The 14488-nt window shown below is 44.7% G+C and carries 10 protein-coding genes; 5 read left to right on the top strand and 5 right to left on the bottom strand.

Going from position 1 to position 14488, the window contains the following annotated elements; all coding sequences use genetic code 11:
• Positions 1 to 2932, bottom strand: a 2932-nt coding sequence (locus E7Z59_RS06550) for a beta strand repeat-containing protein (protein WP_136335471.1), incomplete at its 3' end; no start/stop codon positions are given.
• 49 nt (positions 2933 to 2981) lie between these two features.
• Entirely contained in the window at positions 2982 to 4127 is a 1146-nt protein-coding gene (locus E7Z59_RS06545; protein ID WP_136335470.1) for an immunoglobulin domain-containing protein, read from the bottom strand.
• Positions 4128 to 4501: 374 nt separating this feature from the next.
• Here E7Z59_RS06545 and E7Z59_RS06540 point away from each other — a divergent pair, with 374 nt between their 5' ends.
• Positions 4502 to 6088, top strand: coding sequence for a peptide chain release factor 3 (locus E7Z59_RS06540; RefSeq protein ID WP_136335469.1), 1587 nt, complete (start codon positions 4502 to 4504; stop codon positions 6086 to 6088).
• Between the two features lie 696 nt (positions 6089 to 6784).
• Here E7Z59_RS06540 and E7Z59_RS06535 read toward each other — a convergent pair.
• Positions 6785 to 7195 carry a DUF4293 domain-containing protein gene (locus E7Z59_RS06535; protein WP_136335468.1) on the bottom strand — a complete coding sequence of 137 codons (411 nt, stop codon included), beginning with the start codon at positions 7193 to 7195 and terminating at the stop codon, positions 6785 to 6787.
• Positions 7196 to 7387: 192 nt separating this feature from the next.
• Here E7Z59_RS06535 and rho point away from each other — a divergent pair, with 192 nt between their 5' ends.
• From rho to E7Z59_RS06515, 4 genes are all read left to right on the top strand, one after another.
• Positions 7388 to 9088, top strand: a complete 1701-nt coding sequence (gene rho, locus E7Z59_RS06530; RefSeq protein ID WP_136335467.1) for a transcription termination factor Rho — start codon at positions 7388 to 7390, stop codon at positions 9086 to 9088.
• A 160-nt stretch (positions 9089 to 9248) separates the two neighbouring features.
• On the top strand, positions 9249 to 10169 hold the full coding sequence (locus E7Z59_RS06525; RefSeq protein WP_136335466.1) for a mechanosensitive ion channel family protein: 921 nt from the start codon (positions 9249 to 9251) through the stop codon (positions 10167 to 10169).
• Positions 10170 to 10192: 23 nt separating this feature from the next.
• Positions 10193 to 10618 carry a VOC family protein gene (locus E7Z59_RS06520; RefSeq protein ID WP_136335465.1) on the top strand — a complete coding sequence of 142 codons (426 nt, stop codon included), beginning with the start codon at positions 10193 to 10195 and terminating at the stop codon, positions 10616 to 10618.
• Positions 10619 to 10639: 21 nt separating this feature from the next.
• Positions 10640 to 11677 (top strand): AI-2E family transporter, encoded by a 1038-nt coding sequence (locus E7Z59_RS06515; protein ID WP_136335464.1) that lies wholly within the window; start codon positions 10640 to 10642, stop codon positions 11675 to 11677.
• A gap of 126 nt (positions 11678 to 11803) precedes the next feature.
• Here the strand turns inward: E7Z59_RS06515 and E7Z59_RS06510 are convergent, their stop codons facing one another.
• A complete protein-coding gene (locus E7Z59_RS06510; RefSeq protein ID WP_136335463.1) occupies positions 11804 to 13528 on the bottom strand; it encodes an alpha/beta hydrolase-fold protein in 1725 nt (574 codons plus the stop codon).
• A 61-nt stretch (positions 13529 to 13589) separates the two neighbouring features.
• On the bottom strand, positions 13590 to 14465 hold the full coding sequence (gene folD / locus E7Z59_RS06505) for a bifunctional methylenetetrahydrofolate dehydrogenase/methenyltetrahydrofolate cyclohydrolase FolD (RefSeq protein WP_136335462.1): 876 nt from the start codon (positions 14463 to 14465) through the stop codon (positions 13590 to 13592).
• Between the last annotated feature and the right edge of the window lie 23 nt (positions 14466 to 14488).

The following is a 14488-nucleotide window of genomic DNA, read 5'->3' as shown; positions in this document are numbered from 1 at the left end:
CAGCCAAACCAGAAGTCACATTGCTATAAGAATTCGAAGCCGCCGAAGTATTCACCGTAGCGATAACAGTTCCAACTTCATCTGTGAAATCGTAAGTACCATCTAAATTGTCTACAATATTTAAGGTGTTTGCATCAAAGTCTACCTCGACACCAGCCTCATTCGTATAGGTGAATGTTCCATTTCCATTGTCAACCAAATTCGAAAGTGATGTATCCGTGATCGTAATTGTCGACCCATCCGGGTTCGTGAAATCATAAGTACCATCCAGGTTATCCACTAAACTTACGTTTCCGGAAGACACCGCTAGCTCATCAATCGCAGCCTGCACATTCGTCGCAGCCAAACCAGAAGTCACATTGCTATAAGAATTCGAAGCCGCCGAAGTATTCACCGTAGCGATAACAGTTCCAACTTCATCTGTGAAATCGTAAGTACCATCTAAATTGTCTACAATATTTAAGGTATTTGCATCAAAATCTACCTGGACTCCGGCCTCATTCGTATAAGAGAATGTTCCATCTCCATTGTCCACTAGATTCGAAAGTGATGTATCCGTGATCGTAATTGTGGTCCCATCAGGATTGGTGAAATCATAAGTACCATCCAGGTTATCCACTAAACCTACGTTTCCGGAAGACACCGCTAACTCATCAATGGCAGCCTGAACATTGGTAGCCGTTAAACCGGAGGTTACATTATCATAAGGATTCGAAATCGCATTGGTGTTTACCGTGGCGATCATCGTTCCGGCTTCATCTGTAAAGTCGTAAGTACCATCAGCATTATCCGTAACGTTCAGCGTATTCGCATCAAAATTAACTGCAACACCAGCCTCATTCGTATAGGTGAATGTTCCATTTCCATTGTCAACCAAATTTGAAAGTGATGTATCCGAGATCGTAATTGTCGACCCATCCGGGTTCGTGAAATCATAAGTACCATCTCCATTATCTACTAGGCTTACATTTCCGGAAGACACCGCTAACTCATCGATCGCAGCCTGAACATTCGTCGCTGTTAAACCGGAAGCAACATTATCATAAGGGTTACTCGATGAACTTGTATTAATAGTTACATCCGTACCATCTCCATTGGTGAACGTATAGGTTCCATTACCATTATCCGTAACGTCAGACTTACTAACCGTTTGAGGAGTTCCAGCCTCATTGGTATAGGTAAATGTCCCGTTACCATTATCCACCAAGGAGGTAATCGTTTCAGGAGCAGCCGCCACAAAAAGCCCCCCATCAGTACCGGGAACTAAGTTGTTATTGGCATCAGTACTGATCAGCACAACATTACCATTGTCATTATTCTCATTGCTATACACCAACTCCCCCGCCACAATGCTCAGGGTGGTATTGGTTTCAAGATTTTGTACGAGGTTTGTTAGATCTATAGGCGTATCCACTCCATCTTCATCGGTGTATACCAAACCGGTATTTGTCGGATTCAAGGCCAATGCGGTCAGTGTTTCAAGACTTGAAACATCTATGATGGTCTGATTGCTCGCTTCATCCGTATAGGTAAAAGTCCCGTCGGGATTGGACACCAAAGTCGAAAGGGTCTCCAGGTTCTTAACTGCATTGGTTAGATCTACCTGCACCGTCGTCCCGGTTTCGTCGGTATAATCCAGGTTGGTATTATCAATATTTAACACCAGAGTGGTGAGGGTTTCCATATTGGAAATATCGATGACCTGCGGTACTCCATCCTCTCCGGTATAAGTAAAGGTGCCATTGGTATTTTCTGTGATCGTTGTTAAGGTCTCCAGGTTTTGAACCGCAAGCGTCAGGTCTACAGAATTCAAATTTCCCGCCTCATCCCTGTAATCCAAATGGATATTATCAGGATTTAACGCGAGCGTGGTTAAAACATCATTGGCATTGATGGTCACATTCGTGCCAAAATCATCGGTCAGGTTGTAAGTCCCGTCCCCATTATCCTGTACCACACAGATACGGGAATCAAAGGTCATAGGCGTTCCGTCTTCCGATAAATAGGTCAGGGTGCCATCACCATTATCAGTTAAGGTGGTCACCGTTTCGGTAAAATCGCTCAGATCAACAGTACCTCCGTTTTCCAGGGTCAGAATACCGGTGTTCGGATCAAAGCTCAATAACTGATCATCTGTACCGGAATCATTTAAGCTTGTAAGATCAGCACTTTGAGTCCCCCCGTCTTCCAAAGTCAGCGTAATCGTATTGTTTGCAGGATCAAAAGAAAAATCCGTGATCTGCTGATCATCGGTATTCACCCCTGTAGTAATTGCTGCTAATGGAATGCTCACCGTAGCCCCCTCGCTATCGGTCAGGATCAGATTCGTGCCGTCTTCCGTTAAACTGACGTTGGTCGTATTGGTATCGGTATCTACCACTGCAGCTATGTCGGCCAATGGAACATCTACCGTCGCTCCATCACTGTCCGTGATTACCAGGTCTGTCCCTACTACCGCGAAGGTCGCATTGGTCGTGTTCGTATCCGTCGCTGCGGCTAAAGTCGCCAATGGGATCGTAACGGTATTGCTATCACTATCGGTCAGGATCAGATTCGTCCCGTCTTCCGTTAAACTGACGTTGGTCGTATTGGTATCAATAAGCAACGAACTCAGGTCAACATTGGCTGTACTTCCTCTCGTCATCGTAAGCGTGAGGATTCTGGAAACATCATCAAAAGTGAAACTTTGAATTTGTGGATTCGATCCGGAAGTCAGCTCCCAGCTGTCCCCATCCCAAAAGAACAGGGTCCCGGAGGTGGTATTAATATAGATATCCCCGGTATCTGCCCCCGCAGGCGAGGTGGCACCGGCGGCGTTCACTGCTGTACCACTGAGTACTTCACAGTTACACTGGTCTTCCAGCTGTACCGTTACCTGGGCAAATCCCGATGCACTAAGCAAAAAGATCGCAATGAGTAATAGTCTTTTCATAGTTCGTAGGGGTTAATTCTTTTATTTCTTTTTTAAAGCAATTCTCTTTTTATGTCTTGTTGACCCTGTAGGTCTTGTTTCTGTTGGTGATCACCGTTCGCACTCTTACTTCAAGAATAACTGGCACCGATTCAACATCAGCACAATTATCTCCTTCGTTTCTAACCACAACTCTATACCTATAATCATTTAAATCAATATCAATATTTGGAATTGAAAGAGTACTAGTAATTGCACTTGGATTTTCTACACTGTCTATGGGTGAGAAATTAACACCTCCATTTGTGCTAACCTCCCAGAAATACTCTGAAGCATTATTTGCAATTACCGAAAACGTTGCATCATCTCCTGCAAAGCCCGTATAGTTTACAGGATTGGTTACGATTGAAGCTTCCGGAAGAAGTGTTAATTCAACTCTGGTCCTGAAAACACTTTCTACATTTGAACCATTTATTGAGGCTGCCCAATAAACTTGTGTCCCCGGTGAAGAAAGGGTTGGATCATTTACTACATTACCTCCAGTTTGTGCATCATACCACTTAACCGTAGAACCGGATGGAGCTGTGGCTGTGGCTGTTATACTTGTACCACAATCAACTTGAAACTCGTCTGCTGAAGGTGCTGCAGGAGCATTTTCGATCTCGTCAAAACTATTATCTGCCGACCCATTACCATTACAAGTGGAAAATTTATTAGAGCCAAGCCAGATTACCTGAGAAGAGGTGCAATTCCCATTTCCGTTCCCTGAATTACCAGTATCAAAAGCACCAGGGTAGGCACTTATACTTGAATTCGACAACAAAAACAGATCTGCATTTCCCAACCAGGTCATTAAACCAAAATCGGGTTGAATATTAACCTGTAGAGCATAGAACTGTACACTCGCATTACTGGGAATAATAAGATTCCCCCCTTCGGAAGCATTACTTGCTATTAAAAGTGAATTGAACTGGTTTGATATACTAACATTTAATGTAATGTCATCTCCCGGGCTGATGGTAACATCATTTGTACCAGTATTCTGACCAGGGTATGAAGTCGCAGGAACCCAATTAGTCCCATTATAATATTCCCAAACTGACAGATCCGTCCAGTTTCCTGATCCAATCGTACGATAATCCCCCAAGCTTTGCGCTACAGCAGAAAAGGAAATAAAAAGAAATAGAAAAAATGAAGTGAAGTATTTCTTCAGCATAGGCAGTAGGTTAGACTTTTGGGGTTCAGGGTTTTCTTAGGGCTAAAAATAGTGTTAAAAAAATCTAAAATCAACGACTCAAATATATTTAATACCACCATTCTACAAGCCCGCTTATAGCCGAGTGGCAATGAATCATCGGCGAACGACATAGTTTCGCAAAATTAAGGTAAACCTTACAGGAAATAGTCGCTACCACCTATATGAAACCGTGATAATTACGTAAAAATACCTCCCGGGATCGGCATTGGCAAAAAATTGTTGTCTACAGGGTAAATATTGATGTAATCTTAACCTGGACAACCCTATTTAATCCTTTTTACCGGCACGGGGTTTCCGCTTTAAATAATATCTTTGCGCAAATTTTTGAGTCCATGAGTTTAGTAAAGGAGATCGCAAAACGACGTACGTTCGGAATTATTTCTCACCCCGATGCCGGAAAAACCACCCTCACCGAAAAACTACTGCTTTTCGGAGGAGCCATACAGGAAGCCGGAGCCGTAAAAAGCAATAAGATCAAAAAAGGAGCTACCTCCGATTTTATGGAGATCGAACGTCAGCGTGGAATCTCCGTTGCCACCTCCGTCCTCGCCTTTAATTACCGCGACCGCAAGATCAACATACTGGATACCCCCGGACACAAGGATTTTGCCGAAGACACCTTTCGCACCCTCACCGCCGTAGACAGTGTGATCGTGGTGATCGACGTAGCCAAAGGGGTGGAGGAACAAACCGAAAAACTAGTTCAGGTATGCCGCATGCGAAACATCCCCATGATCGTGTTTATCAATAAGCTTGACCGGGAAGGAAAAGATGCCTTTGATCTGCTCGACGAGGTGGAGCAAAAACTCGGACTCAAGGTAACCCCTCTCAGCTTCCCTATCGGTATGGGATTTGATTTCCAGGGCATTTATAATATCTGGGAAAAGAATATCAACCTGTTCAGCGGCGACAGCAAAAAGAATATTGAAGAGACCATTGCCTTTGACGATCTTGACAATCCACAACTGGGAGAGATCATCGGTTCTGAGGCGGCAGATGAACTGCGTGAAAACCTGGAGCTCGTTTACGAGGTGTACCCTGACTTTGACAAAGAAGCCTATACCAAAGGAGAGCTTCAACCAGTTTTCTTTGGTTCGGCCCTGAACAATTTTGGTGTTCGTGAACTCCTGGACTGCTTCATAGATATAGCTCCTTCTCCCCTGCCAAAAAAAGCAGAAGAACGGGAGGTGGTACCCACCGAAGAAGGATTTACCGGATTCGTCTTTAAGATCCACGCAAATATGGATCCTAAACACAGAGACCGTTTAGCCTTTGTGAAGATCGTTTCAGGAACCTTTGAAAGAAACACCCCCTACCTTCATGTACGACATAACAAAAAACTGAAATTCTCTAGTCCGAACGCCTTCTTTGCCGAAAAGAAAGAGATCGTTGACATCTCTTATGCCGGAGACATTGTCGGATTACACGATACCGGAAATTTTAAGATAGGTGACACCCTGACCCAGGGAGAAGAACTTCACTTTAAAGGGATCCCGAGTTTCTCACCGGAACACTTCCGCTATATCAACAATGCCGACCCTATGAAGTCCAAGCAATTGGAGAAAGGGATCAACCAGTTGATGGACGAAGGGGTGGCACAGCTTTTTACCCTGGAACTTAACGGTCGTAAGGTAATTGGAACCGTAGGAGCCCTGCAGTATGAGGTTATACAATACCGTCTGGAACACGAGTATGGTGCCAAGTGTACTTATGAAAACTTCCCGGTTCACAAAGCCTGCTGGGTAGAACCTGAAGATGAAAAAAGTGAAGAATTCGAAGAATTTAAAAGGGTAAAACAGAAGTTTTTAGCCAAAGACAAGCAGGGGCAACTGGTGTTCCTGGCCGATTCGGCTTTCTCCATTCAAATGACGCAGCAGAAATACCCCAATGTGAAGTTGCATTTTGTTTCTGAATACTAAGGGTACGGAGGTACGTGGGTACGGAGGTACGACGACAGGTTACCAGGTGACTAGGTTACTGAGTTACTTGGTGACTAGTTAGAATGCAACACAAGGGATTTACGTCAAAAAGCCCTCATCCGCTTTGCTTCCAGCAAAGCACCTTCTCCCAATGGGAGAGGAATTATGTTTATAAATCAGACATTTTATAACTGACAAAACCACCCCGTCTCATGGTATCACCATGAGACACCCCTCCTTGGAAAGGAGGGGATTAATTCGAACCTATGGTTGATTTAGTTGTGGAAGTCTTGTAAATACGCTGGCTACAAGAAGTACTTTCCCCTTCCCCTCACTAGGGGAAGGTGTCAAAGCCTTTTAGCTTTGACGGAAGGGGTGATTCAGTGCGATTAGGAAAGCTATTCGAACCAAGCTTAAAGGAACACCTTAAAAGTACACCCTATACTTAAAAGATCATCTATCAACAACCACAAGAAGACGAATACCTACAAAACACCAACAACCCCCTTCCGGCTCCCTAGAGGGCGCGGAAAAACGGAATGGGGTTGGCCCACCTGCTTACCTGCTTATTTCACCAACCGCAGCATTGGCAAAGGTTGGTACACCTACCCTCCTTCGCTAAAGCTTCGGAGGGTGAAACAAAAAAACCCGGGACTTCTCCCGGGTTTCACGCACTAATACACTAAGATGTTAGGTTTACCGTAACCGATCAACAGATTTTACAAGATCCTCATCCTTTTTAATGGCCTTATTGGCCAGCACTAAAAAAACGATAGAAACAATAGGAAGAAGCATCCCAATACCCTTCTCAGAAACATTAGCTTCTCCGGGTAAGATTAGCGATCGATAAACGAAAAATCCTAGTAAAAAAAGATTTAATATCAGGTTCAGCCTGTTCAACACAAACTGACGTTTTCTATTCTTAAATAAAAATATGGTCACAAAAGCCATGACAGCAGAGGCCAGGAATAAGCCCGAATACACCATGTCGTCCTGGGCGTAAACAGCCTCTCCTAAATTATCGGTCCACAGGTATAACCAAAAAGGCAAAACCCCATTGGTTACAACCACTAAAAACATATAAACCGATTGAATTCGCTGTAACATAATTTTAGCACTGTGGAAGGCAAAAATAATGTTCTTTTCGAGAATTTATAGGCGATTTATAAAATAAATTTGTATTATTGCCTAGTCAATTAGAAACGAGTACATTACCTCGTTAGTTTACACTTCCAAGTAAAACTCTCAAGAACTTATCAGTTTTATTTCACCCAAATCATAATTTATTTATTTATATAAATGTTTGAAATTTCAGATTTAAAAGCAAAGAAACTTGCTGAATTGCAGGAGATTGCCAAGGTCGCAGGTATCCGAGGATACAAATCCATCAAAAAAAACGACCTTATCTACAAGATCCTGGATGTTCAGGCAGCCGATCCTGAGGTGATCACCAAACCTCTCAAGGAAGAAAAAGAGGAGAATGCTGCCGATACCCCGGACAAAGAACCATCTAAAGCACGTACCACCCGAAAAAGAACACGGGTTGGGCGACCTTCCGCCAAGGATGATGCCAACACTGAGGCTGCGCCGGAACCTTCTAAAGAAAACAAGCCGGAATCGGTTGAGAAAAAAACAAGAGCGCCCAGAAAAGAATCTGCCACGCAAGAGCAACCAAGCCAACAGGACACTCAAAGCCAGAAAAACGACACCCCTGCCAAGCAGGAGAATAAACCAAGGCAGCGACAAGACAACCGCTCTAAACAAGACGACAGCAACAAGTCACAAAAATCCAGCCGTCAACAGTCAAAACGTTCCAACAACGGAAAAGACAAAGACAACTTCGATAAGGATAAGAAGAACAAGTACCGGGAACCTGATTACGAATTTGACGGCATCGTTGAAAGTGAAGGGGTTCTTGATATCATGCAAGACGGGTACGGCTTCCTGAGAAGCAGCGACTACAACTACCTTTCTTCTCCTGATGATATTTATGTTTCCCAATCGCAGATCAGACTCTTCGGGCTAAAAACCGGAGACACCGTGAAAGGAACTGTACGTCCTCCTAAAGAAGGTGAAAAATATTTCCCGCTGATCAAGGTTAACAAGATCAACGGACTCGACCCACAGGTGGTTAGAGACCGGGTATCATTTGAGCACCTGACTCCTTTATTCCCTAATGAGAAATTTAACCTTGCCGAAAAGCAAAGCACTCTTTCTACGCGTATTGTAGACCTGTTCTCCCCTATCGGTAAAGGACAAAGGGGAATGATCGTATCTCAGCCAAAAACCGGTAAGACGATGTTGTTGAAAGATATAGCCAACGCTATAGCTGCCAACCATCCTGAAGTATACCAGTTGATCCTGTTGATCGACGAGCGTCCGGAAGAGGTAACCGACATGCAGCGTAATGTTCGTGGTGAGGTAATCGCTTCTACCTTTGACGAGCCTGCAGACCGACACGTAAAAGTGGCTAACATTGTATTGGAAAAAGCAAAACGCCTGGTTGAATGCGGTCACGATGTAGTGATCCTGCTTGACTCTATCACACGTTTGGCAAGAGCCTATAACACCGTACAGCCTGCCAGTGGTAAGGTACTTTCGGGTGGGGTTGACGCCAATGCCCTGCATAAACCAAAACGTTTCTTTGGTGCTGCCAGAAATATCGAAGGTGGTGGTTCATTAACCATTATCGCTACGGCTTTGACAGAAACAGGATCTAAAATGGACGAGGTGATCTTTGAAGAATTTAAAGGTACCGGTAACATGGAGCTTCAGCTTGACCGCCGTATCGCGAACAGAAGGATCTTCCCTGCCATCGACCTTATCTCTTCTTCTACACGTAGAGACGACCTGTTGCTGGACGAGAACTCTATTCAACGTATGTGGATCATGCGTAAATACCTCTCTGATATGAATCCTGTGGAAGCCATGGAATTCATGGAAACAAGGATCAAGCAAACCAAGAATAATGAAGAATTCCTGATGACCATGAATCAATAATAGATTTGTGAGAATCTGAAGAAATTCTTTCTATTATAAACCTACCCCCGAGACCGAAAAGTCCGGGGGTATTTTTATGGATAAAACTCTGTACTTACACCCGTTTCTTTCACCCTCTTAAGAAATTTCTTTAATTTTAAGAGTGTAAACAACGGTATTGATGAATTACCTGAAAACACTCTATAAACCTCTACTCCTGTTGGTCCTCGCGATCATCCTGAAGACCGTCCTTAACAGTAAAGACATCATACCCGAAGAGTACTATTACGCCTTTGACAAAATAAGCTGGATCGTCATTATTACCGGTTTGAGCTGGGGTGCCATTAATCTCATTAAGACCATCCGCAAGGAGTACCTCGACCGCCATGACTTAGGAAACAGCAACAACCTTCACGCCCGAAAACTACATACCCAACTCAACATCCTGGGGCGCATTCTCACCTTTATCATCATTATAGTAGCGGTAGCCGCTACCCTCATGCTCTTTGAGCCGGTTCGAAAACTGGGCATCAGCCTCTTTGCTTCTGCCGGAATTGCCGGTATCATTTTGGGTTTTGCCGCCCAGAAAGCCATCGGAACCATTCTTGCCGGACTTCAGATAGCCATCTCCCAACCTATACGTCTTGATGATGTTTTGGTTGTAGAGGGTGAATGGGGACGTGTAGAAGAGATTAAACTCACCTACGTAGTGGTTCGTATCTGGGATAAAAGAAGATTGATACTACCCACCACCTATTTTATAGAAAAACCCTTTGAAAACTGGACCAGAACCAGTGCAGATATTCTCGGAACAGTTTACCTGCATACCGATTACACCATTGATTTTGACTCAGTAAGAGAAGAGCTAAGCAGACTCCTGGAAAAACACCCCCTGTGGGACGGAGAGGTTAATAACCTTCAGGTTACTGACTCCGGCCCGGAGGGAGTAAAGATCAGGGCTTTGATGAGCGCTAAAAATGCTCCCGATGCCTGGAATCTTCGTGTTGATATCCGGGAAGGTTTAATTAACTTTATCCGAAAAGAATTCCCGGATGCACTACCGCGTACCCGGGTAAAACTAACAAATACCTCAGCCTTATAAACCTGTAAAAAAATTACAATACTATGAATAACATCCCTCCCTTTCATCTTGCTATCCCTGTTCACGATGTTGAATTGAACAGAAAATTTTACCTCGATGTTCTGGGTTGCACCCAGGGCCGCAGCAGCGACACCTGGGTAGACCTTGACCTGTATGGCCATCAGCTGGTTATCCATTATAAACCAAAGGCCGAAACCCAGGAGGCCCACCATAATCCCGTTGACGGAAAGTCGGTACCGGTACCTCACTTTGGGGTGGTACTTCCGTGGGAAGAGTTTCACTCACTTGCAGACCGGGTAAAGAGTAAAGGCATCACCTTTGTAATTGAACCCTATATCCGGTTTGAAGGTCAGCCCGGAGAACAGGCCACCATGTTCTTTGAAGACCCTTCCGGCAATGCCATAGAATTTAAATCGTTTAAAGATCCGGAGCAGCTTTTTGCCACCTAAGCGCTCAAAACCATCCCGGTCATGAAAAACACCCTTCTTTCTCCGGACTTACTCAGACAGGTATTCATCCTGGCCCTGATATTGTTAAGTGGTTTTTTGATCATCGGAGAAATGCTGCCTTATCTTTCGGGAGTATTGGGGGCTATAACCTTGTTCACCCTTTTTAAAGGATTGATGAGAAAGATGCTTGACCGTGGTTTGGGAGCTGTAACTGCTGCTTCCGTCATCATCCTGACATCCATTATTATTGTGATCATCCCCCTATGGCTGATCATCAGGTTGATCTTTTCACGTATCGAGGAGGCTACAAAGCATTCCAATACCTTTATTGAAGCCCTAAGAGAGCGTCTGAAAGCCCTGGAATCTGTGATCGATCTTGATTTTGCCTCCGAAATTCAGCCCCAGGCTATCAATTCGTGGGTGTCTGACAACCTGGAACTATTGCTGGGGTCTACCTTCCAGGTGCTGGTTACCCTATCTATCATGTACTTTCTACTGTTCTACATGCTTATCTACGTGAAGGAATTCAAGAACTGGTTACGTCAGTTCTTACCCCTGAACCATAAAACTGTAGAAATGCTCGCCGATGAGATTGACCAGATCGTGCGTTCCAACGCCCTGGGCATTCCTATGGTTGCCCTGATGCAAGGCATTATTGCCCTTTTGGGGTACTACCTCTTTGGAGCCCCCAATCCCTTGTTCTGGTTTGTGATCACCATCTTTGGGTCTATGATCCCCATTATCGGAACAGCTTTGGCGATCATTCCGGTAACCCTGATCCTGTTCACTTCAGGGCACACCTGGGCAGCTTTAGGGATGTTGCTTTACGGGATATTCGTGGTAGGCACCACTGACAACCTTTTCCGAATTTTTATACAAAACAAAATTGCCAACCTCCACCCACTGATCACCCTGATCGGAGTGGTTATCGGGATTCCCCTTTTCGGGTTTCTGGGGCTTATATTCGGCCCCCTTCTGTTAAGCCTCTTTATGCTGCTTATTAAGATCTATACCGCTGAGTATGGAGAAATGCAGGAAGAGGGTGAAGAAGATGAGTAAGGAGCCTGCCTTCCGGCAGACAAGTTTGCGGAACGAGCCTGGCTGTCGCAGGCAGGTTTCAGGGACCATGCCTCCGGCTTGGCAGAAGAGGTTAGATTCTGCCAACTGCAAACCGTAAACTGCTAACTACTGGTATCTCCAACTCGATAGATCAGCCCCTTCAGGAGCAGATTTCTCGATACGCTCCATGATCTTAGGTACATACATACTGTTATAGCGTAATCGGCTGATATGATTCGGATTCTCCTGATCGCCATTCCAGCAGTGTTCTGCGCGATCACCATAATCCACCTCTCCCTCATAATAGGGGTCAGTGGTACTCTCTAAAAAATCCTCCATCAGGTATACCGCATTGTTCAGGTAGTAGTTATCCATGTCACCGCAATAGATATGGATCTTGCCTTTCAGCTTATCACCAAGCCTGCCCCAATCCCTTTCCAAAATATAACGCAGATCGTAATTTTCTTTCCAATATTGGGCCACATCCTTATTGATAACCCCCGATCGTTTATCCCATATTCTTTGTGGGTAGCCATCATCACCCTGGGGCGAATAGGTGGCCTCCCAGATATCCCATTGCTGCCCCGATCTGGATTTATCGCCCAACACAAGTTCCAACTGATTTTCTCGTTTCACCGTGGTAGAAATATGCCCGAGGTAATCGCGCCTTGCCGGTACTTCCAGGCTATCATGCTGCCCGGTATAGTAATAAGCGTTCTCATCCTCATAAATATTAGTAAGGCAGTAAGCCCTGAAGTCTATAGGGTCAGGACATGCCGCAAAGCAACCGTTGTATTCTTCCGGGTACATGACCTGTACAGCGAGTGCCTCCCACCCCCCGGTAGATCCACCATATAAAAATCGTGACCAGCCTTCACCAATACCGCGAAACTGTTTTTCGATATACGGTATTAACTCGTAGGTAATGGCGTCTCCATATGGCCCCTGATTAGCAGAGTTCACAGCATAGCTATCGTCATAATACGGCGTGGGGTGCTGTATCTGAATGATGATAAACCGCGGAAATTCTTCATCTATCCAGCGTTGGTAGAAATCATAAGCCTCCTGCTGCTCAGTGATGTTATAGCCATTCACACCAAATCGTTCAGAATATTCAGGTTTCAATTCCGGATCAGGGGGAGTGGTTCTGAATCCTCCGAAATCCTTTGGAAAGTGCCCGTGAAAGATCATCAGAGGATAATTGGCTTCAGGGTGCTCTTCAAACCCTTTGGGCAGCAAAACATGAGCCCCTAAATACATATCGCGTCCCCAAAATTCTGAAAGCCGCTCTGATCTGATCTTAATATGCTTGATCCACTCGGTATCCTCCGGCGGGGTGATCTCCGGAATCATCTGGTCGATAACAATAGTCACTAGGCCTCCTTTCTTTACCTCAACCTTTACAGGAGTGTTGTACACGTTTCCGGGGGAGGTATTCCATTGCTGTCCTTCCCCATTATCCATAGGCAGTTTTACCGTCTGCCCAGTAGACAAATTAAAGGTTTCGTATACATGAAGCAGTGCCTGTACATTATAGGTGCCAGCGGGCATTTCCGAAAGTTTAGCAATGGGATGCCCGGGAGATTCCGGATCAAAAACCAGCGATTCTCCGGGCTTTAGCCCTTCTACATTCATTCCGAAAATAAGCTGGGTATCGGTACCGGAAGAGATCTGAAAACGGGGCTCACCATCTTCCTCGGTTGAGAACATCAATAATAACCGACCGTCCAGAGACGATACCGCCAATTCCTCATCCAATTTTACCACAAATCGGGTTGTTTCAGTGTCTCCCGTTCCCTGACAGGAAACAAGAGATTGCACGAAAATGAGCATAAAAAAAAGATACCTCATAAGAAAAATGTTTCTTACAAGGTATCGCTTTTAATCTTATATATCAACCGGTTTTTCCCGATCAGCGTTTCCGCTCCCTGGCCAACAAAGTGTTTTTCAAAAGCATGGCGATGGTCATAGGTCCTACACCGCCCGGTACAGGGGTGATATAACTTGCTTTTTTACTTACCTCTTCAAAATCTACATCTCCCACAATGCGATAGCCTTTTTTGGCAGTTTCGTCAGGCACCCTGGTAATTCCGACATCAACTACAGCAACACCCTCTTTTACCATATTGGCTTTAAGGAAATTCGGAACACCAAGAGCCGAGATTATGATATCTGCATCTTTGGTAAATGCTTCCAGGTTTTGAGTACGACTGTGAGTTAAGGTCACCGTAGAATTTCCGGGATCTCCCTTACGGCTCATCAGGATACTGATAGGGCGACCCACGATATGTGAGCGTCCGATCACAACGGTATGCTTTCCTGAAGTAGGCACCTCGTATCTTTTTAGCAGCTCCATGATTCCAAAGGGAGTTGCAGGAATAAATGATTCCATCTCCAGGGCCATCTTTCCAAAGTTGGCCGGATGAAAGCCATCCACATCCTTATCAGGATCTACCGCCAGCAATACTTTTTGCTCATCAATATGCTTAGGAAGGGGGAGCTGAACGATAAAACCATCTATGTCGTCATTGGTGTTTAGCTCGTGTATTTTTCCCAGGAGTTCTTCTTCAGTAGTAGTTTCCGGCAATTTAACAAGGGTCGATTCAAAACCAATTCTTTCGCAGGCGCGTACTTTACTACCCACGTAGGTAAGACTGGCCCCGTCTTCACCAACCAATACAGCAGCAAGATGAGGAACCTTCTCCCCTTTAGCTTTCATTTTACTTACCTCTTGTGCGATCTCGTCTTTGATCTGGTTTGAGATCTTTTTACCGTCTAAAATTTCCATAAAGTTTATCCTGAAATTATATT

The organism is Robertkochia marina, from assembly GCF_004799345.1.
GTDB classification, from domain to species: Bacteria; Bacteroidota; Bacteroidia; order Flavobacteriales; family Flavobacteriaceae; genus Robertkochia; species Robertkochia marina.
Note: the sequence above shows the minus strand (reverse complement) of the source record. Positions and strands in the feature narration are given on the sequence as shown.

What these genes read in the sequence shown, in the direction of transcription:
- E7Z59_RS06545 (WP_136335470.1), bottom strand. Translation starts at nt 4,127, where the DNA reads ATGCTGAAGAAATACTTCACTTCATTTTTTCTATTTCTTTTTATTTCC.
- E7Z59_RS06540 (WP_136335469.1), top strand. Translation starts at nt 4,502, where the DNA reads ATGAGTTTAGTAAAGGAGATCGCAAAACGACGTACGTTCGGAATTATT.
- E7Z59_RS06535 (WP_136335468.1), bottom strand. Translation starts at nt 7,195, where the DNA reads ATGTTACAGCGAATTCAATCGGTTTATATGTTTTTAGTGGTTGTAACC.
- rho (WP_136335467.1), top strand. Translation starts at nt 7,388, where the DNA reads ATGTTTGAAATTTCAGATTTAAAAGCAAAGAAACTTGCTGAATTGCAG.
- E7Z59_RS06525 (WP_136335466.1), top strand. Translation starts at nt 9,249, where the DNA reads ATGAATTACCTGAAAACACTCTATAAACCTCTACTCCTGTTGGTCCTC.
- E7Z59_RS06520 (WP_136335465.1), top strand. Translation starts at nt 10,193, where the DNA reads ATGAATAACATCCCTCCCTTTCATCTTGCTATCCCTGTTCACGATGTT.
- E7Z59_RS06515 (WP_136335464.1), top strand. Translation starts at nt 10,640, where the DNA reads ATGAAAAACACCCTTCTTTCTCCGGACTTACTCAGACAGGTATTCATC.
- E7Z59_RS06510 (WP_136335463.1), bottom strand. Translation starts at nt 13,528, where the DNA reads ATGAGGTATCTTTTTTTTATGCTCATTTTCGTGCAATCTCTTGTTTCC.
- folD (WP_136335462.1), bottom strand. Translation starts at nt 14,465, where the DNA reads ATGGAAATTTTAGACGGTAAAAAGATCTCAAACCAGATCAAAGACGAG.